Consider the following 21,277-nt stretch of genomic DNA (forward strand, 5'->3'; position numbering starts at 1 on the left):
TTGGGGCGCGCGGACGTCAGTCGCGCGGGGGAGCAGCTAGCATGGTCGACGTCACCGCGGGACAGGGCGTAGGCAGCACGAACGCCGGCTTCCCCACCCTTGCCGAGATCGGCAACATCCTCAAGCGCGGCGATATCGCGCTGGCGCTCGGCGTCCTCACCATCCTGGTGGTGCTGATCCTCCCCTTGCCGGCGATCGTGCTGGACCTGTTCCTGGCGATTTCGATCACGCTCTCGATCCTGATCCTGATGACGTCGCTGTTCATCCAGGCGCCGCTGGAATTCTCCGCCTTCCCGACCGTGCTCTTGATCTCGACCATGCTGCGCCTGTCGCTCAACATGGCCTCGACCCGCCTGATCCTGTCGCACGGGCACGAGGGCACGGATGCCGCCGGTCACGTCATCGAGGCCTTCGGCAGCTTCGTGATGGGCGGCAATTTCGTCATCGGCATCATCGTCTTCGCCATCCTGATCATCGTCAACTTCGTCGTCATCACCAAGGGTTCGGGCCGTATCGCCGAGGTCGCCGCGCGCTTCCACCTCGACGCCATGCCCGGCAAGCAGATGGCGATCGACGCCGACCTCTCCGCCGGCCTGATCGACGAGAAGGTCGCCAAGCACCGGCGCAAGGAGCTGGAGGACGAGAGCGGCTTCTTCGGCGCCATGGACGGTGCCTCCAAATTCGTCCGCGGCGACGCCATCGCGGGCCTCCTGATCGTCTTCATCAACGTCGTCGGCGGCATGATCATCGGCGTCGCGCAGCAGGGCCTGTCCTTCGCCGACGCCGGGCGCAGCTACACGCTGCTGACCGTCGGTGACGGCCTCGTCACCCAAGTGCCGGCGCTGATCGTCTCGACCGCGGCCGGCCTGCTCGTCTCCAAGGCCGGTGTCTCGGGTGCTGCCGACAAGGCGCTGATGAAGCAGTTCTCCGGCTATCCCCAGGCGCTGGCGATGTCCGCGGCGGTCATGCTGGTGCTGGCGGCGCTGCCGGGCATCCCCACCATTCCCTTCCTGGCGCTCGGCGCCGGCGCCGGCGCGCTCGCCTGGCACGCCCGCAACCGCAACCGGGCGACGGCCAGGGCTGACGAAGTCGCAAAGACCGCACCTGCCCCGGGAACGCCGGGTGCACCGGGCGCCGCTGCGGCCGAGGAGCCGATCTCCGCGGCGCTCAAGATCGACGACCTCAAGATCGAGCTCGGCTACGCGCTGCTGCCGCTCGTCAACGGCCCCGACGGCACCGACCGCCTCACCGAGCAGATCAAGGCGTTGCGCCGTTCGCTCGCGATCGAGATGGGTTTCGTGATGCCGGCCGTGCGCATCCTCGACAACGTCCAGCTCGAAGCCAACACCTACATCATCAAGATCAAGGAGGTCGACGCCGGCAGCGGCAAGATCTGGCCGAACCAGTTCATGGTCATGGACCCCGGCGGCAGCCAGGTGCAGGTGCCCGGCATCCACACCACCGAGCCGACCTTCGGCCTGCCCGCGACCTGGGTCGATGCCAGCCTCAAGGAGGAAGCCTCGCTCAAGGGCTACACCGTCGTCGATGCCGCGACCGTGCTCTCGACCCATCTCACCGAGCTGCTCAAGGCCAACATGTCGGACCTGCTCTCCTATGGCGAGGTGCAGAAGCTGCTCAAGGAGCTGCCGAAGGAGCAGAGCGAGCTGGTCAAGGACATCGTCCCCGGCCAGGTCACGGTCTCCGGCATCCAGCGCGTGCTGCAATTGCTGCTCGCCGAGCGCATCTCGATCCGCGACCTCTCGACCATCCTCGAAGGCATCGCGGATTCGCTGGCCTTCTCGCGCAATCCGTCCACCATGGTCGAGCACGTCCGCGCCCGCCTCGCCCGGCAGATCTGCGCGCAAAACACCTCCTACAACGGCTATCTGCCGCTGATCGCGCTGTCGGCGCGCTGGGAACAGGCCTTTGCCGAATCCATCATCGGCCAGGGCGAGGAGCGCAGCCTCGCCATGCAGCCCTCGAAACTGTCCGAGTTCATGACCGGCGTGCGCGAGGCGTTCGAGCGCGCCGCGCGCGAAGGCGAGGCGCCGGTGCTGGTCACCTCTGCGGCAATTCGTCCCTTCGTGCGCTCTCTGGTCGAGCGGTTCCGGGCCCAGACGACCGTGCTCTCGCAGGCCGAAATCCACCCCAGGGCGAGGTTGAAAACGGTCGGAAGCATCTGATTTGCCTTAAGAAGCCGTGTGTTTTTCGGCCACAGGCAAATGGTTTTTGAGTTCCCGGCGCCTTGTCGACCAAATGCGGAAAAGGCGCCTGGCAGGTACATTACGGCTTTGAAATAATTACTAAATCGCACGATCCAGGGTCGTTTTCGATCGCGACCTTTCACGTCATTTCACGCTCTTGTGATCGCCCCTTGGGAACGAATCCCCCCAATACTAGGTTGTTGGGCACCGGAAGCATGAACCTGCCTGAACAGGGTAGCGACTACTTCGGGTAGATGGCGGCAGGAGCCTTCCATGAACCACTCGATTTACAGCGCAGATCGCTCGACCCACCTGAAGATCGTGGTCGTCGCCCTCGTCGCAGGGATCGCGGTGGCAGGCTTCGGCATCACGGCGCGCACGGGTTCCGACGAAGGTCTGACCCAGACCGCCCGCGTCATCAAGGCCGGCAAGCCGGTTGTTATCACCAGCTCGAACGCATCCCTCGTTCGATAAGGAGATTTGACGAGTTTCATGAATTCACGCGGCTCTTTACCAGCCCCCCAAAGTCGCCACGTGGATATGTAGACGACCCCAACCCCAAGTCGACTACAGAAAGCGCCCGCCCCCCACGGGCGCTTTCTCATGTCTGGGTATGCTGGGCCGGCGCAAACTCTCCGCTGAATTCGTGTGGTTGACGACAGTTGCCACTCTCGTGTCCCGGACGCGCTGGGAGCACACAACTGCATCATCCTCGTCATTGCGAGCGCAGCGAAGCAATCCAGAATCCCTCCGCGGAAAGACTCTGGATTGCTTCGCTGCGCTCGCAATGACGGAGTATGGGGTAGCACTGGCCGCTTCATCGTTCGCAGCTTTACCGCTGACATACGTTCGCCTTCTCGCGGCTCATCTCGCCCGAGCTTTGCATGATCGCCTCACCCCCAATTGAAAGAGGGCGCAGGGAAGACCGGGTGCCGGCCGGGCACCCACGGTCCACTGTGCGAAAGGTGGCAACAAGAATCTGCACAGCGGCATACAGGTGAAGCCTGAACATCCGGCCTTCCCTGCGCAGTGGGCTTACGGCTTATGTCGCGCTCTCCCCGGGGAGCGTTGCACTATTGCCCCCGTCGCCTTGCGGATGACTGATGCTGCGGACCCGGTTGGGCCGCACGCATCACCGCAACACTTGGCGCACAGACCCCGGGCGCCAGGACCACACGATTTTGCCGTACGCCGATCACACCGGTCGTGTGCGCGACGCTTTCGCTCACGGTTGCCCGCCCTGCGAAGCACTTCGCGCCGATGTGACCCACGTCCACCGCCGCCCGGCCCGCGTTCGTGACGATCGCGATACGCCCCTCTTCCTTGGGCCGGGTTGCGCGACACATACGCCGTTTCCGAATTTCGGTAAAGTGGAATATTTTTGGCCATGCGGATTGACCGACAGGCTGAGTGTTTTGCCCGTCGGGCAACGCCAGGGCTTGTGGCTGGGCCAAGCAGCCGAACAGGTCCCGGTCAGCCGCCTTCATGTCAAATTTCTGCAACTGGAATCAAAGCTGACGGTCAGCGAACTGCACTGCAAGGTCAGCTACGGGCCAACAACGGTCATGGCCAATGTCGTCGCATGGATTGTACGATGGCTAACGAACAGCTTTAATGCGACGCACTCCGCACAGTCCGATCGGAGGAAAACCCATGGAGCAGCGCTTCACATTCAATCAAGTTGCAAGTGTCTACAGGACGGCACGCCCCGATTATCCCGATGCGCTAATCGACGATGTCGTCTCATATGCCGATTTGAAGCCAAACGATAAGATCCTCGAAGTCGGCTGTGGCACGGGTCAAGCAACGAAGAGCTTCGCTAGGCGAGGCTTTCCGATCATCGCAACTGACCCTGGATCGGAAATGCTTCGTGGCGCACGTGAGAGCCTAGTAGGCTTCAGCAACGTTGAGTTATTGGAAACTACTTTCGAAGCATTGCCCGCAACCCCAGCCGTGTTCCGACTGATAATTGCCGCGCAGTCTTGGCACTGGATTTCTCCAGAGGTACGGTTTTTGAAAGCTGCTGAGGCGCTTTCGCCGGACGGGTCACTCGCCGTGTTTGGACATGTTCCAGCGGGACTACCGACCGCGTTACTCGATCAGTTCAAGGAAATTTATCTGCGTCAAATCGGCAAATGGGGGCCGCCCCCTGAGGCTTGGTACCTGCCAAATGGCCCCTTCAAGGAGTGGTTTGACCAGTCAGGGGTATTCGAACCCGTAGAGCACAAGTGCTATCCGTGGAAATGGTCGCACACGACATCGAGCTATACTGCTTATTTGCGTACGCGGTCGGATCACCGGATGATGGAGCCTGCGAAGCGCGACGAGGTGCTCCATGAAATTGCGACAGCGATAGATGATCTAGGAGGGCAGTTCGACATGGATTACGAAACGCATCTCTATGTCGCTCGACGGAGCGCTTAAGAAACCAGTTATTTTCGAGGCATCCTGTGGCCGTTCGTCCATGAGCGCGACTTCCGTTGCGGGTCATTCGCGTCAATATTGCGGTCTCCGCCCTTGGGGAGACATTCTCCGCTGGCTCGATATTCAACAAGTTGCCACTGAGAGGTGCACATGACCAACCGGAAGGAAGTCGAACGCAACTGTCCAGAGTGTGACGGGACAGGCCAGGAGAGGGGCATGCATCCGTTTCGCTTTGGCGAGAAGAATGAGTTCCGTCCCTGCACAAAATGTGGCGGATCAGGGAAGATGAAAGAGGCCGCCAACTGAGGCGACCTTACTTTTTTGGTAGCAGCCCCAAGACGAACCATTGAGCCGGAAAGAAGGGAAAGAACAGCGCTCCCCAGAGGAACCAAATGCGCTTAGACCGGCCTCTCTCTGCCGCGAAGTTGGCGGTTACGCGCCCGCACCAAAGCATCAACCCGATAACGACGAGGCTAAACAGGATCGACGCGAGCATGTTAGCTCCTGCCAATAAGTCCTTTGCCCGACCAAATAGTATTGGCACCGCGGCGCAATAGACCCAAATCACATCCGTATGAGAATTGATCGGCAGCTGCGAACCTTGGCAGAACCTCCAAAGGCGAAGGTCTGTTCTGGGTCACAAGCGGGCTTCGCCGTGCCTGTCGTCGTTGGTCCGCTAGAGCCAAAAGCGGCTGTCGTATGCCGTCTCTTGAACCGGAAGGAGAAGCCGCCTTGCAAACGGCATCTCCTTCGTGCGGGAGGCGATGATGGATGAGAGATGTCGTCAAGACCTGATGAACGAGAGCAGGTCGGGGTTGAGGACATCCGCATGGGTGGTCAGCATGCCATGGGGGTAGCCTGGATAAGTTTTCAGCGACCCGTTCTTAAGCAGGTTGACCGCACGCGGCACGGAACTTGCGAACGGGACGACTTGATCCGCCTCGCCATGCATCACCAGCACCGGCACGGTGATCTTCTTGAGGTCCTCGGTATAGTCTTCGAGCCAGGAGGCGACAGTCGCATAGTGAGCGAGGGCACCACCGGCCATGCCTTGGCGCCACCAGTTGGCGATGATGGCCTCGGAAGGCTTGGCCCCGTCGAGATTGTAGCCGTAGAACGGATTCTCAGGCACGAAGCGGTAAAATTCCGACCGGTTGCCCAGCACGCCTGCCCGGATCGCTTCGAACCACTCCGGCGGTTGACCGGACGCGTTGTTCTCGCTCCGGTACATATTCGGCGTCAATGAAGCGACCAGAACCGCCTTCGCGACGCGCTTCTGGTGGCGAGCGACATAGCGAGCCACCTCACCGCCACCTGTAGAGTGCCCGATGTGGATCGCGTCGCGCAGGTTGAGGTGTTCAGTCAGGGCCGCGAGGTCGGCAACCCAGTGGTCCATGTCGTTGCCGGTGCTGGGCTGGTCGGACCGGCCGTGGCCGCGCCGGTCGTGGGCGATCACACGATACCCGTGATGAAGGAAGAACATCATCTGGGCGTCCCAGTCGTCCGCTGACAGCGGCCAGCCGTGGCTGAAAACGATCGGCTGGCCTGCCCCCCAGTCCTTGTAGAAGATGCTTACGCCGTCTGTAGTCGTGATCGTGGACATCGAGTCGCTCCATCTGTGCTGTTGGATATTTGTTGAAAAAGTTTGCGGACGGGGGTCTAAAAAAACCAGGCAGGCCCAAGCTGATCAGGCCAGACATCGCGCCCCCTGGCTTTCCAAAAGACACGATGTTCAGCGGCCTCGCCGGCGAGCCCTTGCCGCGGCAACACCCGATCGCCGACGCGTTATCGCCGGATCCGGCGCGGCGCTATTCGTCGCTCCTGCGCATTCGCGCGCGTTTCCCGCTAAATGAGGGATGCCACTCTCGATAACGCTGCAGAATTGTTGAGGCCGTACTGAATTGCGATCACGCCGTGCCTATCGGCCTGGAGTGCTGGGATCACTTTGCTGAAGGGGATACGAGGCTTCGGCGTCGACATTGTTCTTGTCCCTTTTTGGTTGCAGACCGCGAGACGCTAAATCCCTCTTTGGCCGATGACCAAGACCTTGTAGGCTCCGAGCTATGCCTGGAAGATATACGAGGGGTCATGGAGCTCCGGCACCTGCGCTATTTCGTTGCCGTCGCTGAAGAAGGCAGCCTGCTGACCGCCGCCCAGCGGCGACTGAACACCTCTCAGCCATCGCTGAGCCGGCAGATCCGCGATCTGGAAGCCGAGATCGGCGTTCAGTTATTGGAGCGCCAGGCGCGCGGCGTGACGCTGACCGCCGCCGGACGCGTGTTTCTCGATCATGCGCGGCTGGCGCTGCTGCAGGTGGAGGCCGCAACGGAGGGGGCCCGGCAGACGGCGCAACCGCAAAGGCCCGTTCTCTCGATGGGTTTTCTCGTCGGGTTGGAGGTGATGTGGCTCCCCCAGCTTCTGCGCATCCTCCGCGAGGAAGCGCCCGATGTTGAAGTCACGCTCAGCACGCAGTCTTCACCAGAACTCGCGCTCGCATTGATGCGGGGAAAGCTGGACATAGCTTTCCTTCGTCCCGAGAAAGACAAGGAGGGCGTCGTCTTCAAGATATTGGCGAAGGAGCCCTTGATCGCCGTGCTGCCGGCCGAACATCGTCTGGCATCGCGCAAGAAGATTCGTCCCCAGGATCTGGCCCGCGAGATCTATGTCAGCTCGGCAAGAACGTCCCCCGTCCTGCAGGAGGTCATACAGAATTACGCATCTCGGGTCGGCATTACGCTGAAGGCGAAGTACGAAGGCGAAAACATATCATCGGCCATGTCGCTCGTGGCCTCCACGGGCGGAATCAGCCTCGTCCCCCTCTATGCGCAGAACATGCTGGCACCGAACGTCGTCGCCAGAGCGCTCGAGGACGGCACGCCAACGGTCGATTTGGCGCTGGGATACAATCGGGCCAATCCGTCGCCCTTGCTCCGTCGCCTTTTGTCCCGCGCGGATGAACTGGTCGCAAACGTTCAGAACCAGAGCATCATCCGCTATGTTGAAGCTCAATAGGCGGCGGCGTTGGAGGTCTGCTTCAGGCCATTTGCCGGCGATTGGCCGACGGCTGCACGGCCCGGCTCAACGGCGCGGCGCCCCGTAGGTCGGCGGCGGCGCCTGCACGGTCGGCGCGGCCGCCGCGAACAGCTCGTCCTTGCTGCCTGATAGCGGCGGATAGATGCGCTTGCGGTTGATGGTCTGCTTGGTCGCCTTGGCGGCTGCGCCTGTGCTGCGCACCTCGCGATCCCAGCCCTCGGTATAGAGCGCGCCCCAATCGCCGAGATCGAGCACGGTGACGTACCAGTCGATCCGCAGCGGCAGCATCGGCAGGCCGGCGAGATCGGCGACGACGTTATGCCCGGCGAAGCGGCCCATGGGGCGCGCGAACTGGCAGGACATCACGGTCGGATGCAGTCCGTCGACCACGCTGGAGGCGACGTCGCCGGCTGCGAACACACCGCCGACATCGGCAACCCGCATGAACGGATCGACGAGAAGACGACCGAGACGATCGCGCGCGTCCGGAAAACTTGCGGCCAGCCGGCTCGCGCGCATGCCGGCGCACCAGATCACCGTCTGGGCCGGGATGAACTCGCCCGAGCTCAGGCGCAGGCCGGCGGCCTCGACCGAGACGACGCGCACGCCGAGCCGCGTCTCGACATCGAGCGAAGCCAACGCCGTCTCGATGACAGGACGTGCATGCGCGCCGATGGTGGCGCCAACGGCCGGATTGGGATCGACCAGGAGGATGCGGCGGCTTCCGGTGATACCGGCGCGGGCCAGCCGATCCGGCATCTCGGCCGCGACCTCGATGCCGGTGAAGCCGGCACCGACCACCACGATGGTCGAACGCCCCAGCGACGGCGCGCTGCGCCCGAGCGAGGTGAGATGATCCTCGAGGCGGAGCGCGGCGGCATAGGTATCGACATCGAACGCATGGTCGGCAAGACCGGGAATGTCGGGGCGCATCACCTCGCTGCCGAGTGCGAGCACCAACCGATCATAAGCCAGAATCTCCTCACCGCCGCTGGTGACCAGCGAGATCTGGCGACGCACCGGATCGATCGCCTCGACCTCGCCGATGCCATGAGTGACACCGATCGGATCGAGCAATTGTCCAAGCGGAAGCGCGACCTGGCTGAGATCGGCCTCGTAATTGCGCACGCGGATGTTGTGATAGGGATTGCGGTCGACAACGCGGATCTCGATGTCGCCGTTAGCGCCGATCTCGTCGCGCTTGCGCGCGGCACCGATGGCCGCCCACAGGCCTGCAAACCCGGCGCCGAGCACGACGATACGCGCCATGTTCGCCTACTTGCGCTTTCCAAAGGAACCCTGCGGCCTGCCCCGCGCAGGCAGATATAGCTCATTCGCCGGGATCGACCAACTGCAACAGCGGTGTGCCGCCGTACAAAATCGTGGCCTCGGAGCCTTTTCCGTTCCGATGAAATCGGAACGGGGCTCCAGGTTTTTGTTTTGACGCGTTTTCTTTACGCGAACCGGTAGCCACTTCGCTCGAAAACGCTCTAGCCCTCGCGCAATTCCGACGGCGTCGCGCCAAAGCGCTTGCGGAAGGCGCGGTTGAAATAGGACAGATCGGAGAAGCCCGAGGAATGTGCGATGTCGCTGATCTTGCGCGTCCTCGCACGGGGATCGCCGAGCAGCTTGCGCGCCTGCAGCAGGCGCTGCTCCAGCACGAACTCGGTGAAGGTGGTGCCGACCTGCTCGAACAGGCGCTGCGCCTGGCGCGGGCTCAAGCCAGAGCGCGTCGCAACTTCGGACAGGCAGAGATCGTTGCGACCGAGCGCAGCCATCACGTCGGCGCGCATGAGATCGAGGCGGGCCGCGGCATGTCCGCGTCCGCGCGCAAGGCTTGCATGCTCGGCATCGGTGCCGAGCAGGAGGCCGACGAGATCGACCATATGCTGCGCGGTCAGGCGCTGGCCGACGGCATCCAGATGCGGCCCGTGACTGGCGGCGAGCGCGTGGTAGCGGAAGATGGTCTCGGCGACGGCGCCGTCGGAGAGCACCTGCGAGAGCTTCTCCTCGGCGCGCGGATTGATGTCGAGCAGCGCGCGGCGCGGCATGCGGATGCTGGTGAAGCGGTCGTCGTCGGTGTGACCGACGGTGCCGGTGACGCCCATGTCGACGAGCACCATTTGCGCCGGTGCGAGTTCGACGGTGTGGCCGTTCTGTCCGACGCGGACGAGGCCCGCATGCGCCGAGATCAGCACGAGATCGTCGCTGCCGTCGGCAAGGTGGCTCTGACTGCGTGAGTATTGCGCAGAAGCGCCCTCCGGAATGGCCAGCGCGATATTGTCGACCACGCTGATCTGGAGCCGGCAATCGATGCTGTCGCCATGGCTCGGCCCGATGTCGAGGCCGCAGGAACCGAAGGCTCGCTCGCGCCAATGTTCGAAAGCCGGACCATGCGGTAGCCCCGCATATTGGTGGACGAAGATGCCCGGCGTCTTTGCTGCATCCATCTGATTTCTAGCCCCTCTCCGGCACCATGATCGGCGGCGCCGACTGCAAATTCCGGGGATTTGACGCCGCGAAATGGACGGAGGTTCAAATCAGGGGTGGATTCGACGGGACTTGTCGGGATGCGACGGCGGAATGGACCGTGACGACAGGAACAAGGAACTGTAGCCCGGATGGAGCAAAGCGAAATCCGGGGGTTCACGCCGCGTGGCACGAAGGTCCCGGATTGCGCTGCGCTCCATCCGGGCTACGAAAGCGGCTACTTCTTCGCCGGCGCCTGCGTCTGCGCCGGCGGCACGGTCTCGATCAGCTTGCCGGTAAAGACCGGCGCCGAGGTCGGCTGGCCGTTGGGCGAGCCGCCGGCCTGCTCGACGGTGACGGCGTAGGTGGCGCCGTTGACGACCTCGGCATCAAAGCCGCCGAGCACCGGACGCGCGGTGAAATCGCCAGCGCCGATCACGCCGAGCGAGCGCGGGCGCGGCAGCTTGTCGGAGATCAGCCAGAGCTCAAAACTCTTGCCGGGCTCCGGCGTCGCACCGACCTTGCGTACGGTAAAATTCTTGGTCGCGCCGTCAACGGTGAGAATGAAGGCGGGACCGCCGGCCTGACCTTGCAACAGCGCGACATATTGCGAGGACGCCGCAAGCGGCGCCGGTGTCTTCACCTCGACCGTCTGGATGCGCGGCGCAGGACGCAAGCCGCCCGGCAGCACATCGGGCTGGAAGATCTGAAGCGACAGCGTCACCAACAGCGCAGCCGCAAGCGCGCCGACGGCCGATGCAATTGTGCGCCAGCGCTTCACGCGGCTCTCGAGCCGGATGACGTTGCTGTTGTCGACGACCGGCGGCGGTGGCGCGCGCACGACTTCCGGATCGGGCGCATGGACCTGCGGCATGAAGATCGGCGCGATGTCGGGAATTGCATCGGGCGCCGGTTGCACGGTGCCGGGCTGCTCCGCCTCGGGCGGCTGCGGCGCCGGTTGCTGCGCGCGATCCGATGATGCCTCCGGCGGTACGGCTTCGAACGAAGACGACTCCGGCATGGGTGGTGGAAGCGGCGCAGCTTCCGACAGCGCGAGCGGCTCCTGCGCAAAGCCCGTCCGTTCGAGCTCGGAGCGGATGTTCTCCCACACGATCGGACGCGGCTCGATCGTGCCGACCATCTGGTTGAGGACGCCGAGCCGGTAGGCCCAGGCCTGGACGGCATCGGCGAACGCCTTGTCCACCGCCATCATGGTCTCGACCTGCGCGCGCTCACCGGCGTCGAGGGTGCCGAGCGCATATTCCGCGGCGAGCGCGATATGGTCCTCCGTGTAGGCCATCACCTTCCTTCACCTCTCCCATAGGGAGAGGTCGATTTGCGCAGCAAATCGGGTGAGGGGCTCAGGTCCCATGAGAGAACGTGCCCCCTCACCCGGATTGCATCTTGCGATGCAATCCGACCTCTCCCTATGGGAAAGGTGAAGCGAGAACGCCGCGCCAGCATAGACACTCTCATCATTCCTCTAAAGTCCGAGGCACTCCCGGATATCCAACATGCTGCGCCGCAGCCACGTCTTCACCGTGTTGACGGGCGCAGAAAATTTCTCCGCCAATTGCTCGCGGCTCCAGCCGTTGTAATAGGCGAGAAGCACGAGCCTCTGGCGATCCGGCTCGAGCCGGCCGACGCATTCCAGGAGCCGCTTCAACTCCTCGGTCATCTCGCGGCGCGCCAGCGGATCGGGGCTGTCGGCCGCAACCTCCATCGCCTGAGGCTCTTCCTCGATGGAGACTTCCGTCTTCTTGCGCACGATATCGATCGCACGATTGCGCGCGATCGACGCCATCCACGTGATCGGCGACGACAGCGCCGGATTGAACTGGCCGGCACTGTTCCAGATCTTGACGTAGGTCTCCTGAATGACCTCCTCCGAGAGATCCTGTCGGCGCAAGATACGGAGCACGACGCCATAGAGTTTCGCGCGCGTGGCGACGTAGAGGCGCTCGAACGCGGCCTGATCGCCCTTGGCGACCTCCCCAATCAGCCCGACCAGCTCCGCTGGCGTCAGCATTCAGCCCCCTAATCTGCTCCCTCTCCCCGCCTGCGGGGAGAGGGTTGGGGTGAGGGGGAGTCTCCGCAAAGGAGGTTGCAGACGGATTCGCGGAGAGTCCCCCTCACCCGGATCGCATCTGGCGATGCGATCCGGCCTCTCCCCGCAAGCGGGGCGAGGCGAACCATCCGCTACCATAGCGCGCGGCAAAGCCCATCACCAAGGGGCGGGACCGCCACGCTGTGGATAGCAAATGCGAAAACCCGGACCTTGCGGGTCCGGGTTCTGCAAATTCGCGCAAATCTGGTTGTCGCAAGTCTTGCTGCTGGCGCCTCAGGCGACGGCGCCGATGCGGGCGCGCATCAGGCCGATGCTGTCGAGATCAGCCTGTTCGCGGGCGTTCTCTTCGGCGCGCTCGCGGGCCTGGTCGCGCTCGTCGAGGAGCTCGACCTTCTTCAGCTCCTCGAAGGCCTCGGCCAAAGCGGCCTTGGCTTCGTCGAGCTGGCCCTTGAGCTCGTCGGCCGAGCGGGTCAGGTTCTCGCGGCGCTGGATCGCGGCCTTGGCATAGGTCGGATAGGCGAAGTGCGAGGGATCATTGATCCCGGCACGTTCCTGCTCGGTCGAGATCTCGCGCTCGAGATCGGTCGACATCCGCTGGAAGTCGGCAATCATGGTCTCGATCTGGGTGACCCGGCGGCGCTTCTCGTCGACCTGAAATTTCTTCAGGCGGATGAGGGTATCACGTGACTTCATCGACTCATACTCCCCAGAAGTCCCCTGGCTGCACGTGGGACAATACCGGTCTCCCCACAGGCCCGATCGGGGCCAAGACCGGCTCTGCTACTCTGTGAGAGCGGATGATGACCTGACAAAGTTAGCGTTCCGTTTCCAAATTACCGAGGATTTGCGCCAACTGGCGGTAGCCGTCGGCGAGTGAGGCATTTTCGTCCTTGCGCTGGCGCAGGAAGGCTTCCAGCGGCTCGTGCAGGCGGATCGCCTCGTCGACCTCGGGGCTGGAGCCGGCCCGGTAGGCGCCCAGACGGATCAATTCCTCCATGTCGGCATAGGTCGCCATCACCGCCCGCGCCTTCTGGATCACAGGCCAGAACTCCGGATCGGCCGATTTCGGCATGGTGCGGGAGACGGATTTGAGGATGTTGATGGCGGGGTAACGGCCGCGCTCGGCGATCGAGCGCTGCATCACGATATGGCCGTCGAGGATGCCGCGGACGGCGTCCGCGATCGGCTCGTTATGATCGTCGCCGTCGACCAGCACCGTGAAGATCGCGGTGATCGCGCCCTCCCCCAGGCCCGGTCCGGCCCGCTCCAGAAGCTTCGGCAGCTCGGTGAACACGGTCGGCGTATAGCCCTTGGCGGTCGGCGGCTCGCCGGCGGACAGCCCGATCTCGCGCTGGGCCATGGCAAAGCGGGTCACCGAGTCCATCAGGCAGAGGACGTCCTTGTCCTCGTCGCGAAAATACTCGGCGACCGCGAGCGTCAGATACGCCGCCTGCCGGCGCATCAGCGCCGGCTCGTCGGAGGTCGCAACGACGACGACGGAGCGCGCCAGGCCCTCCTCGCCGAGGTCGTCCTGCAAGAATTCCTGCACCTCGCGGCCGCGTTCGCCGATCAGCCCGATGACGCTGACGGCGGCATCGACGTTGCGCGCGAGCATCGAAAGAAGGACGGACTTGCCGACGCCGGACCCTGCGAAGATGCCCATGCGCTGGCCGCGGCAGCAGGTGAGGAAGGTGTTCATCGCGCGCACGCCGAGATCGAGCGGGCTGCCGACGCGCTTGCGCGAATGCGCCGGCGGCGGCGTATTGCGGAACGGCATTGGCGAGGGCCCCTGCGGCAACGGCCCCTTGCCGTCGATCGGCTCGCCCAGCGCGTTGACGACACGGCCGAGCCAGGCCATTGACGGACGCACCTGGTTGGCGGCATTGGCGATGACAGCCTTGCAGCCGCGGCGCACGCCGTCGAGCCCGGCAAAGGGCATCACGACAGCATTGTTGCCGGAGAAGCCGATCACCTCGCAGGGGATGGAACGGCTGGCGCCGGTCTCGATCACCAGCCGCGCACCGACCGACATCGCGTGGATCGGGCCGGCCACCTCGACCATCAGGCCGCGCACGCCGACCACACGGCCGTAGATATTGACGCCGTCGATGTCGCCGATCTGTTCGGCCAGAGCTTTCATCGGAGGGCCTTTATAAGGGGGCGCGCCTTCATAGCAGGGCCTTCGTTAAGGCGGTCGCCTTCGAAATCCGGGCCTTCACGGTGAAACTCTTAAGTTTCGCCATATTTCTGAACGGCGCTTAACTTCGTGTTTACCCGCATCGTTAATCATTGCGTCACTGTCTTTGTGACTGAGCGTGGCTCCCCTTCAGAAGAAGGCTGAGTCGCGGGAGTCGGTTAGGCCCGTCTCTTAAAGTGGAACTTGAACGGAACCGGATAACGAAAGCTGCTTCGCGCGCAAGACCTTAGGGCGATTCGAGAAAAATTGCACCGAGGGACTTGCGTTCCAGAATCAGGATTTGTTAACCATCTGTTGTCAGGATCCGAATCAGTTGTTCAAAGGCGTTTTGTTGAGTGCCGCGAATGCGGCCGACCTGACGCCCAGGAGCGGCGACTATGGGGAACTGGCATGCGCGTTTTGCTGATTGAAGATGACAGCGCCGTCGCGCAGTCGATCGAGCTGATGCTGAAGTCTGAGAGCTTCAACGTCTACACGACCGATTTGGGGGAAGAAGGCGTCGATCTCGGTAAATTATACGATTACGACATCATTCTTCTCGACCTCAACCTGCCGGACATGTCGGGTTACGACGTGCTCAAGCAGCTCCGGGTCTCCAAGATCAAGACACCGATCCTGATCCTCTCCGGCCTCGCCGGCATCGAGGACAAGGTCAAGGGTCTCGGCGTCGGCGCCGACGACTACATGACCAAACCCTTCCACAAGGACGAGCTGGTTGCCCGCATCCACGCGATCGTGCGCCGCTCCAAGGGTCACGCCCAGTCGGTCATCCAGACCGGCGACCTCGTCGTCAACCTCGACACCAAGACGGTCGAAGTCGGCGGCCAGCGCGTGCACCTGACCGGCAAGGAATACCAGATGCTGGAGCTGCTCTCGCTCCGCAAGGGTACGACCTTGACCAAGGAAATGTTCCTCAACCACCTCTATGGCGGCATGGACGAGCCCGAGCTGAAGATCATCGACGTCTTCATCTGCAAGCTCCGCAAGAAGCTCGCCAACGCTTCCGAAGGCCGCAACTTCATCGAGACCGTGTGGGGCCGCGGCTACGTGCTGCGCGAGCCGCACGAGCACGAAGAGCGCATTCCCGCCTGATCCCAAGGTTTTACCCGCGAGCCCGTCAGGGCTTGCTCCTCCCAGCCTGGACCCCGCCGCAAATGGCGGGGTTTTGTTTTTTGGGGGGATGCGAACGCGGCTTCATCGCCGTTCCGCCGTTGAACCGCTATCCTCCTCCCGCCGACGAATGGTCGCTGCACGATGGGGGAACGATGATCCTGCAATCACTCGCCGGCCTGCCCGCCTTCCTGGTCTATTTCTGCACCGGCCTGGTCGCGATCGTGGCGTATCTGTTCGTCTATACCCGCATCACCCCCCACAACGAATTCCAGCTGATCCGCGAGAACGATCCGGCCGCGGCGATTGCGCTCGGCCTCAGCCTGCTCGGCTTCGTGGCACCGCTGGTCAGCGCCATCGCCCATTCGGCCAATGTGTTGGACTGTCTGATCTGGGCGACGATCGCGCTGGTCGTGCAGATCGTCGTGTTCTTCCTCGTCAAGGTCCCGGTGCCGAACCTGTCGGCGCGGATCGCCGCCGGCGAGCTTGCCCCGGCAATCTGGCTCGGGCTGTCCTCGCTCGCGGCGGGCCTGCTGAACGCTGCCTGCATGATCTACTGACGTGATCAACTGACATGGCCAACAAACCCTCCAGCAAGGAGTTCGGCAAGCGCCGGCCGGCACCGGTGCCGCCGACACCGCGCGAGCCGGTGAAGCGCTCCGGCCATGTCGCGCTGCTGGTGATGGGCACGATCGCGGTCGGCACCACCGCCTACACGCTGATGCCCCGGCAGCATTGCGAGCCCTCTCCCGGAGCCGTGCCGGGGCAAACGACCACGAGCTGCAGCAGTAGCAGCAGTTCGTCAGGCGGCAGCGGCGGCTCGCGCTGGTCGTCGCGATCGAGCTTCTTCAGCAGCGACTCCTCGAGCCATTCCTCGTCGGGGACGTCGTCCGACTCGGGCTCCGGTGGCGTGAGCCGCGGCGGCTTCGGCTCGTTCGGCCACGGCTTTTCGGGCGGCGGCTGACGCGCGAGCTTTTGAATTCAACGCGGCACGCGGGTCTGCTTTAAGTCGCGCGGGAGGAAGCACAACATGAAACGCTCGCGAAGGGTCATGCTCACCCTGATGGGAAGCGCCGCAGTCGGCGCCGTCTCGATGGGATTCACCAAGCGCGAACGTCCATGCGGCCCAGGACTCGATGCCGTTCCCGGCATCGACGGCAAGCCTTATTGCCGGCCGAGCTATGGCGGCTTCGGCGGCACGCTGCATCGCATGCACAGTCACGGCGGGCATGGTCATGGCGGGCATGGCCATGGCGGCCACGGCGGCGGCTGATCCATGCAACGCATCATTTGCCCCGAGCGCGACGATTGGCAGCAGACCGCCGAGCAATGCGGCTTCGCCTTCCACACCATCGACGGCGAGCGCTATTGGGACGAGCGCGCCTATTACGCCTTCACGTTGGACGAGATCGAGCGCGGCATCGAGACGCCGACCGGCGAGATCGACGCGATGTGCCTGGAGCTTGCCGGCCGCGTGATCGGCGACGAACGGCATCTGCGGCGCTTGCAGATCCCGGAAACGTTCTGGAGCCTGATCGCCGAGAGCTGGGAGCGCGACGACCGCAGCCTTTACGGCCGGCTCGACCTGAAATTCGATGGTCGCGGTCCGGCAAAGCTGCTCGAATACAATGCCGACACGCCGACCTCGATCTTCGAGGCCGCCGTGTTTCAATGGACCTGGCTCGAGCAGGCCATCGAACGCCGCATCATCCCGGCGCGCGCCGATCAGTTCAACTCGATCCACGAGCAGCTGATCGCAGCGTGGAAGGACATTGCAGCCGGCCGCCATCTGCATCTCACAGGCACCACCGGCAATGACGAGGACGCCGGCACGCTCGCTTATCTCGAGGACACAGCACAGCAGGCGGGGCTCTCGACCACGCTGCTCGACATCGAGGAGATCGGCTGGCGCGACGAGGTGGGCGGCTTCGTCGATCTCGATAACAACGACATCGCACTCGCCTTCAAGCTCTATCCCTGGGAATGGATGTTCCACGACGCCTTCGGCGCGAAGCTGAAGGACGCACCGACGCGCTGGATCGAGCCGCCGTGGAAGGCCGTGCTCTCCAACAAGGGCATCCTGCCGCTGCTCTGGGAGATGTTTCCGAACCATCCCAATTTGCTGCCGGCCTTCTTCGAGGACGATCCGCGCGCAGCCGAGCTCGGCAGCTCCTATGTGCGCAAGCCGCTGCTGTCGCGCGAAGGCGCCAATGTCACGCTGGTGTCCGGCGGCGTATCGCTTGACGAGCACGCAGGCCCCTACGGCGCGGAGGGCTTTATCCGGCAGGCACTGTCGCCGCTGCCTAACTTCTCAGGCTCCTATGCGGTGGTGGGAAGCTGGCTGGTGAATCACGAGCCGTGCGGCCTGTCGATCCGCGAGGACGAGAGTCCGATCACCGGCAACAGCTCGCGGTTTTTGCCGCATGCGATTTTGTGAGAAGCTCTGTCATTCCGGGGCGCGACAAAGTCGTGAGCCCGGAATGACGAGGAGAAGTTCACCTTGCCGCCGCAACCTTCAGCGGCTGCGGCATCAGTCCACCCATCGGGCGGCCGGAACGCGCCGGGTTGAGCTGGTAGAGACCGCGGCGCTCGGTAATCGGGCGGAACGCATCGGTGATGCCGACGACGGATTCTGCAGCCCCGAGCAGCAGCGTGCCGTCGGCTTCCAGAACCTTCGCCATGCGCTCGAAGATCACCGCCTTGGTGTCCTGGTCGAAATAGATCAGCACGTTGCGGCAGAAGATGATGTCGAACATGCCGAGATGGGAGAAGTCCTGCAACAGATTGAGCTGGCGGAACTGCACCATCGCGCGAATGTCGGCGTTGAGCTGCCAGAGCTCGCCGGCTTGCGTGAAATACTTCATCAGATGCTGGATCGGCAATCCGCGCTGCACCTCGAACTGGCTGTAGACGCCGGCCTTGGATTTCTCCAGCACTTCCTGCGACAGGTCGGTGGCGACGATCTCGATGCGCCAGCCGGCGAGGGCCGCACCCATCTCCTTCACGCACGTCGCGATCGAATAGGGCTCCTGCCCCGTCGAGGACGCCGCCGACCAGATGCGCAAGCTCCGGCGCGCCGCGCGCGTCTGGATCAGGCCCGGCAGGATGGTTTCGCGCAAATGGTCGAACGGGATCTTGTCGCGATAGAAGAAGGTCTCGTTGGTGGTCATCGCTTCGACCACGTCGGTCGCAAGCCGGCCGTCGCCGTTCCTGATCTTCAACACGAGATCGGGAATGCCGGGAAGGCTGGCCTTGCGCGCGAGCGGCAGCAACCGGCTCTCGACCAGATACTGCTTGTCGGGCGAGAGATCGAGACCGGAGCGCTCTTTCAGGAACTTGCGCAGATAGTCGTAATCTGTGGGCGTCACGCGCGGTCTCCCGCGAACAGGCGGTTGACCTTGGCGCCGATCTGGTTGAGTGGCAGGATCGCCGCGCAGATGCCGGCATTCGCGGCCGCACCGGGCATGCCCCAGACCACGCTGGAAGCTTCGTCCTGGGCGATCACGCTGCCGCCGGCGGCGACGATGTCCTTGCCGCCGCGCATACCGTCCGAGCCCATGCCCGTCAGGATCACGGAGAGGATGCTGCCGTGCCAGATGTCGATGGCGGACGTGAACAGCGGATCGACCGCGGGCTTGCAGAAATTGACGGCGGGGCCGTCGTCGAGCGCGATCGCGACGTCGGCACCACTGCGCACGACACGCATGTGCTTGCCGCCCGGCGCGAGATAAATTCGTCCCGGCTTCACGGGCTCGCCATCGACCGCCTCGGCTGCCGGCTTGCGGCTCGCGCGCGCCAGATGCTCGGCCAGAATGGTCGTGAAGGTCGGCGGCATGTGCTGGGTGATCAGCACCGGGAAGCGGTCGATGACAGGGCCGAGTTCGGTGACGAGCGCCATCAGCGCCTGCGGGCCGCCGGTCGAAGAGCCGATCAGCAGCACCTTCGGTGCCTGGGTCGAGAACGGACGCGTGGACAGCGTCCCTGACGACGGAGCATGCAGAGCGGGAGCGGGTGCGGGCGCAGCGGGCCGCGCGACAGCCGGTGCACGTGCGGCCGGTGCGGGGCTCGCGGGCGCCAGCGGCGGGCTCGCGACCGCGGGCTTGCGACGCAGCCGCGCACCGAGGTGACGGATCTTCTGGATCAGGTCGTGATGAAAGATGTCCGCGGCCGACGCCTCGCGTGTCGACTCCGGCTTCGGAATGTAGTCGGCCGCGCCGAGCGACAGCGCCTTGAAGCTGATCTCCGCGTTGCGGCGGGTCAGCGTCGAGGCCATGATGATGACGAGGTCGCGCTTCTTCGCCAGCAATTGCGGCAGCGCCGAGATGCCGTCGAGCTCGGGCATTTCGATATCAAGCACGGCGACGTCGGGATTGATGCGCTCGATCTGGTTGACCGCCTCGAGCCCGGTGCGCAAGGAGGCCGCGACCTCCATGTCGTGCTCGGCACCGATCCAGCGCGAGATCAGACCGCGGATGACGACGGAGTCGTCGACGATCATCACTCGCAGAGGCCCGGCTTCGCGCGACGAGCCCGTAGTCGAATTACCTGCGAACGCAACACTCATTACTCACCAACTCAGACTAAAACGGTTCAGTTGAAAACAAACGCCGAAGGACCCGCCCAGGCTCCAGACGTTCGCTCAGATCAAGCCGACTTCCTGGAATTTCGCCGTCACGATGTCCTTGTCGAACGGCTTCATGATGTACTCGTTGGCGCCGGCATGCAACGCACGCGCGATGTGCGCAACGTCGTTCTCGGTGGTGCAGAACACCACCTTCGGCTGGTCGCCGCCGGGCATGCGGCGGAGGTGGCCGAGGAACTCGTAGCCGTCCATGACCGGCATGTTCCAGTCGAGCAGCACCGCGTCGGGCAAGCCGCGCTTGCAGGCCTCAAGCGCCTTCTCACCGTCCTCGGCTTCGAGGATCTGGAAGTCGAGGCCCTCCAGGATCCGGCGCGCAACCTTGCGGATGACGCTGGAATCATCAACGACGAGACAAGTTCGCATCTGAACCTCTGCTTCCTTCCCCCTTTGCGGGGGCACTTCCAATTGCAAGTCCCGTCGGCGACGATGCCGCCGTATCAGGCTGCCATCATCTCGGGCGCGAGCTCGAGCACGCGATCGACGTCGAGGACGACCATGAGCTGGCCGTCAAGGCGGTGGACACCGCCGGCGAGCTTGGCCATGCGGGGGTCGAGGTTGACGGGGTTCTCTTCCTTGCCGTCCTCGGCAAGCCGCAGCACCTCGCCGATCTGGTCGATCAGGAGGCCATAGGATTCACCGCGCAGGTCGACACCGACCGCCATCGGCACCTTGCCGTCCTCGGGCTTGGGCAGGCCGAGCCGGGCGCGCATGTCGACCACGGTGACGATGCGGCCGCGCAGGTTCAAAACGCCCGCGATCTCGCGCGAGGACAGCGGAACGCGGGTGACGCGCTCGGGCATGAACACGTCCTGGACGCGGGAGATCGGCAGCCCAAACAGCTGGCCGCCGATCATCGCGGTGACGTATTCGACCATGGCGCCTTCGCCAATTTGGGTCTTCTTGCTCATCCTGGTGTCTCCTGGTCCCTGTTCTGCTTACGCCGCCGCCCGGCTCAGCTCGGAGGCGCCGGCAGCGCCCGCGGTCTGTTCCTTCAGCGCCGCGATCAGGCCGGGACGGTCGAACTTGGCGACATAGTCGTGGAAGCCGGCCTGACGGCCGCGCTCGATCGCCGCCGGCGACACCAGCGCGGACAGGCCGATGATCGGCATCGCGCCGAGATTGCTGTCGGA

Annotated in this window: 21 protein-coding genes; 9 read left to right on the forward strand and 12 right to left on the reverse strand. The window is 63.8% G+C overall.

Annotated features, from left to right (window positions below; all coding sequences use genetic code 11):
- Positions 1-41 precede the first annotated feature (41 nt).
- The 3 genes from flhA to AC1RR3_RS16715 all read left to right on the forward strand — a co-directional run bounded on the left by flhA (position 42) and on the right by AC1RR3_RS16715 (position 4,628).
- On the forward strand, positions 42-2,183 hold the full coding sequence (gene flhA, locus AC1RR3_RS16705) for a flagellar biosynthesis protein FlhA (protein WP_492824200.1): 2,142 nt from the start codon (positions 42-44) through the stop codon (positions 2,181-2,183).
- A gap of 294 nt (positions 2,184-2,477) precedes the next feature.
- Positions 2,478-2,678 carry a hypothetical protein gene (locus AC1RR3_RS16710; RefSeq protein WP_011084994.1) on the forward strand — a complete coding sequence of 67 codons (201 nt, stop codon included), beginning with the start codon at positions 2,478-2,480 and terminating at the stop codon, positions 2,676-2,678.
- 1,179 nt (positions 2,679-3,857) lie between these two features.
- Positions 3,858-4,628: a class I SAM-dependent methyltransferase gene (locus tag AC1RR3_RS16715; protein WP_492824201.1), complete on the forward strand. Its 771-nt coding sequence runs from the start codon at positions 3,858-3,860 to the stop codon at positions 4,626-4,628.
- A 784-nt stretch (positions 4,629-5,412) separates the two neighbouring features.
- Here the strand turns inward: AC1RR3_RS16715 and AC1RR3_RS16720 are convergent.
- Positions 5,413-6,231, reverse strand: coding sequence for an alpha/beta fold hydrolase (locus AC1RR3_RS16720; protein WP_492824202.1), 819 nt, complete (start codon positions 6,229-6,231; stop codon positions 5,413-5,415).
- 485 nt (positions 6,232-6,716) lie between these two features.
- Here AC1RR3_RS16720 and AC1RR3_RS16725 point away from each other — a divergent pair, with 485 nt between their 5' ends.
- Complete coding sequence (locus AC1RR3_RS16725; RefSeq protein WP_492824203.1) at positions 6,717-7,640, forward strand: LysR substrate-binding domain-containing protein; 924 nt, start codon at positions 6,717-6,719, stop codon at positions 7,638-7,640.
- Between the two features lie 66 nt (positions 7,641-7,706).
- On the opposite strand, the gene AC1RR3_RS16730 is transcribed toward AC1RR3_RS16725, so the two are convergent.
- The 6 genes from AC1RR3_RS16730 to fliI all read right to left on the reverse strand — a co-directional run bounded on the left by AC1RR3_RS16730 (position 7,707) and on the right by fliI (position 14,338).
- On the reverse strand, positions 7,707-8,930 hold the full coding sequence (locus tag AC1RR3_RS16730) for an NAD(P)/FAD-dependent oxidoreductase (RefSeq protein WP_492824204.1): 1,224 nt from the start codon (positions 8,928-8,930) through the stop codon (positions 7,707-7,709).
- A gap of 221 nt (positions 8,931-9,151) precedes the next feature.
- The gene (locus tag AC1RR3_RS16735) at positions 9,152-10,111 is read right to left on the reverse strand and encodes a helix-turn-helix transcriptional regulator (protein ID WP_492824205.1); all 960 of its coding nucleotides are present in this window, start codon (positions 10,109-10,111) and stop codon (positions 9,152-9,154) included.
- 257 nt (positions 10,112-10,368) lie between these two features.
- The gene (locus AC1RR3_RS16740; RefSeq protein ID WP_492824206.1) at positions 10,369-11,430 is read right to left on the reverse strand and encodes an anti-sigma factor; all 1,062 of its coding nucleotides are present in this window, start codon (positions 11,428-11,430) and stop codon (positions 10,369-10,371) included.
- A gap of 183 nt (positions 11,431-11,613) precedes the next feature.
- Positions 11,614-12,159 (reverse strand): sigma-70 family RNA polymerase sigma factor, encoded by a 546-nt coding sequence (locus AC1RR3_RS16745; protein WP_492824207.1) that lies wholly within the window; start codon positions 12,157-12,159, stop codon positions 11,614-11,616.
- A 312-nt stretch (positions 12,160-12,471) separates the two neighbouring features.
- A complete protein-coding gene (fliJ, locus tag AC1RR3_RS16750) occupies positions 12,472-12,891 on the reverse strand; it encodes a flagellar export protein FliJ (protein WP_254116553.1) in 420 nt (139 codons plus the stop codon).
- A gap of 121 nt (positions 12,892-13,012) precedes the next feature.
- On the reverse strand, positions 13,013-14,338 hold the full coding sequence (gene fliI / locus AC1RR3_RS16755; protein ID WP_492824208.1) for a flagellar protein export ATPase FliI: 1,326 nt from the start codon (positions 14,336-14,338) through the stop codon (positions 13,013-13,015).
- Between the two features lie 447 nt (positions 14,339-14,785).
- Between fliI and ctrA the strand changes: the two genes are divergently transcribed.
- The 5 genes from ctrA (at position 14,786) to AC1RR3_RS16780 (ending at position 17,942) form a co-directional block, all read left to right on the forward strand.
- On the forward strand, positions 14,786-15,487 hold the full coding sequence (gene ctrA / locus AC1RR3_RS16760; RefSeq protein WP_008138878.1) for a response regulator transcription factor CtrA: 702 nt from the start codon (positions 14,786-14,788) through the stop codon (positions 15,485-15,487).
- 173 nt (positions 15,488-15,660) lie between these two features.
- Positions 15,661-16,065: a DUF350 domain-containing protein gene (locus AC1RR3_RS16765; RefSeq protein WP_492824209.1), complete on the forward strand. Its 405-nt coding sequence runs from the start codon at positions 15,661-15,663 to the stop codon at positions 16,063-16,065.
- Positions 16,066-16,079: 14 nt separating this feature from the next.
- On the forward strand, positions 16,080-16,469 hold the full coding sequence (locus tag AC1RR3_RS16770; protein WP_492824210.1) for a hypothetical protein: 390 nt from the start codon (positions 16,080-16,082) through the stop codon (positions 16,467-16,469).
- Between the two features lie 66 nt (positions 16,470-16,535).
- A complete protein-coding gene (locus AC1RR3_RS16775; protein ID WP_492824211.1) occupies positions 16,536-16,778 on the forward strand; it encodes a hypothetical protein in 243 nt (80 codons plus the stop codon).
- Between the two features lie 3 nt (positions 16,779-16,781).
- Positions 16,782-17,942, forward strand: a complete 1,161-nt coding sequence (locus AC1RR3_RS16780) for a glutathionylspermidine synthase family protein (RefSeq protein ID WP_492824212.1) — start codon at positions 16,782-16,784, stop codon at positions 17,940-17,942.
- A 58-nt stretch (positions 17,943-18,000) separates the two neighbouring features.
- On the opposite strand, the gene AC1RR3_RS16785 is transcribed toward AC1RR3_RS16780, so the two are convergent.
- The 5 genes from AC1RR3_RS16785 to AC1RR3_RS16805 form a co-directional block, all read right to left on the reverse strand.
- Positions 18,001-18,873, reverse strand: coding sequence for a CheR family methyltransferase (locus AC1RR3_RS16785; RefSeq protein ID WP_492824213.1), 873 nt, complete (start codon positions 18,871-18,873; stop codon positions 18,001-18,003).
- Complete coding sequence (locus AC1RR3_RS16790; RefSeq protein WP_492824214.1) at positions 18,870-20,069, reverse strand: protein-glutamate methylesterase/protein-glutamine glutaminase; 1,200 nt, start codon at positions 20,067-20,069, stop codon at positions 18,870-18,872. The genes AC1RR3_RS16785 and AC1RR3_RS16790 overlap by 4 nt, the downstream gene beginning before the upstream one ends.
- A gap of 75 nt (positions 20,070-20,144) precedes the next feature.
- Positions 20,145-20,510 (reverse strand): response regulator, encoded by a 366-nt coding sequence (locus tag AC1RR3_RS16795; protein WP_007600538.1) that lies wholly within the window; start codon positions 20,508-20,510, stop codon positions 20,145-20,147.
- A gap of 74 nt (positions 20,511-20,584) precedes the next feature.
- Positions 20,585-21,055 (reverse strand): chemotaxis protein CheW, encoded by a 471-nt coding sequence (locus AC1RR3_RS16800; protein ID WP_492824215.1) that lies wholly within the window; start codon positions 21,053-21,055, stop codon positions 20,585-20,587.
- Positions 21,056-21,082: 27 nt separating this feature from the next.
- A partial coding sequence (locus AC1RR3_RS16805; protein ID WP_492824216.1) for a hypothetical protein occupies positions 21,083-21,277 on the reverse strand: 195 nt, incomplete at its 5' end.

This window comes from Bradyrhizobium sp. GW821-FHT13H05, from assembly GCF_058804065.1.

Bases quoted from the DNA above. Each gene is read 5' to 3' on its own strand.
- flhA (WP_492824200.1), top strand. From the start codon at position 42: ATGGTCGACGTCACCGCGGGACAGGGCGTAGGCAGCACGAACGCCGGC.
- AC1RR3_RS16710 (WP_011084994.1), top strand. From the start codon at position 2,478: ATGAACCACTCGATTTACAGCGCAGATCGCTCGACCCACCTGAAGATC.
- AC1RR3_RS16715 (WP_492824201.1), top strand. From the start codon at position 3,858: ATGGAGCAGCGCTTCACATTCAATCAAGTTGCAAGTGTCTACAGGACG.
- AC1RR3_RS16720 (WP_492824202.1), bottom strand. From the start codon at position 6,231: ATGTCCACGATCACGACTACAGACGGCGTAAGCATCTTCTACAAGGAC.
- AC1RR3_RS16725 (WP_492824203.1), top strand. From the start codon at position 6,717: ATGGAGCTCCGGCACCTGCGCTATTTCGTTGCCGTCGCTGAAGAAGGC.
- AC1RR3_RS16730 (WP_492824204.1), bottom strand. From the start codon at position 8,930: ATGGCGCGTATCGTCGTGCTCGGCGCCGGGTTTGCAGGCCTGTGGGCG.
- AC1RR3_RS16735 (WP_492824205.1), bottom strand. From the start codon at position 10,111: ATGGATGCAGCAAAGACGCCGGGCATCTTCGTCCACCAATATGCGGGG.
- AC1RR3_RS16740 (WP_492824206.1), bottom strand. From the start codon at position 11,430: ATGGCCTACACGGAGGACCATATCGCGCTCGCCGCGGAATATGCGCTC.
- AC1RR3_RS16745 (WP_492824207.1), bottom strand. From the start codon at position 12,159: ATGCTGACGCCAGCGGAGCTGGTCGGGCTGATTGGGGAGGTCGCCAAG.
- fliJ (WP_254116553.1), bottom strand. From the start codon at position 12,891: ATGAAGTCACGTGATACCCTCATCCGCCTGAAGAAATTTCAGGTCGAC.
- fliI (WP_492824208.1), bottom strand. From the start codon at position 14,338: ATGAAAGCTCTGGCCGAACAGATCGGCGACATCGACGGCGTCAATATC.
- ctrA (WP_008138878.1), top strand. From the start codon at position 14,786: ATGCGCGTTTTGCTGATTGAAGATGACAGCGCCGTCGCGCAGTCGATC.
- AC1RR3_RS16765 (WP_492824209.1), top strand. From the start codon at position 15,661: ATGATCCTGCAATCACTCGCCGGCCTGCCCGCCTTCCTGGTCTATTTC.
- AC1RR3_RS16770 (WP_492824210.1), top strand. From the start codon at position 16,080: ATGGCCAACAAACCCTCCAGCAAGGAGTTCGGCAAGCGCCGGCCGGCA.
- AC1RR3_RS16775 (WP_492824211.1), top strand. From the start codon at position 16,536: ATGAAACGCTCGCGAAGGGTCATGCTCACCCTGATGGGAAGCGCCGCA.
- AC1RR3_RS16780 (WP_492824212.1), top strand. From the start codon at position 16,782: ATGCAACGCATCATTTGCCCCGAGCGCGACGATTGGCAGCAGACCGCC.
- AC1RR3_RS16790 (WP_492824214.1), bottom strand. From the start codon at position 20,069: ATGAGTGTTGCGTTCGCAGGTAATTCGACTACGGGCTCGTCGCGCGAA.
- AC1RR3_RS16795 (WP_007600538.1), bottom strand. From the start codon at position 20,510: ATGCGAACTTGTCTCGTCGTTGATGATTCCAGCGTCATCCGCAAGGTT.
- AC1RR3_RS16800 (WP_492824215.1), bottom strand. From the start codon at position 21,055: ATGAGCAAGAAGACCCAAATTGGCGAAGGCGCCATGGTCGAATACGTC.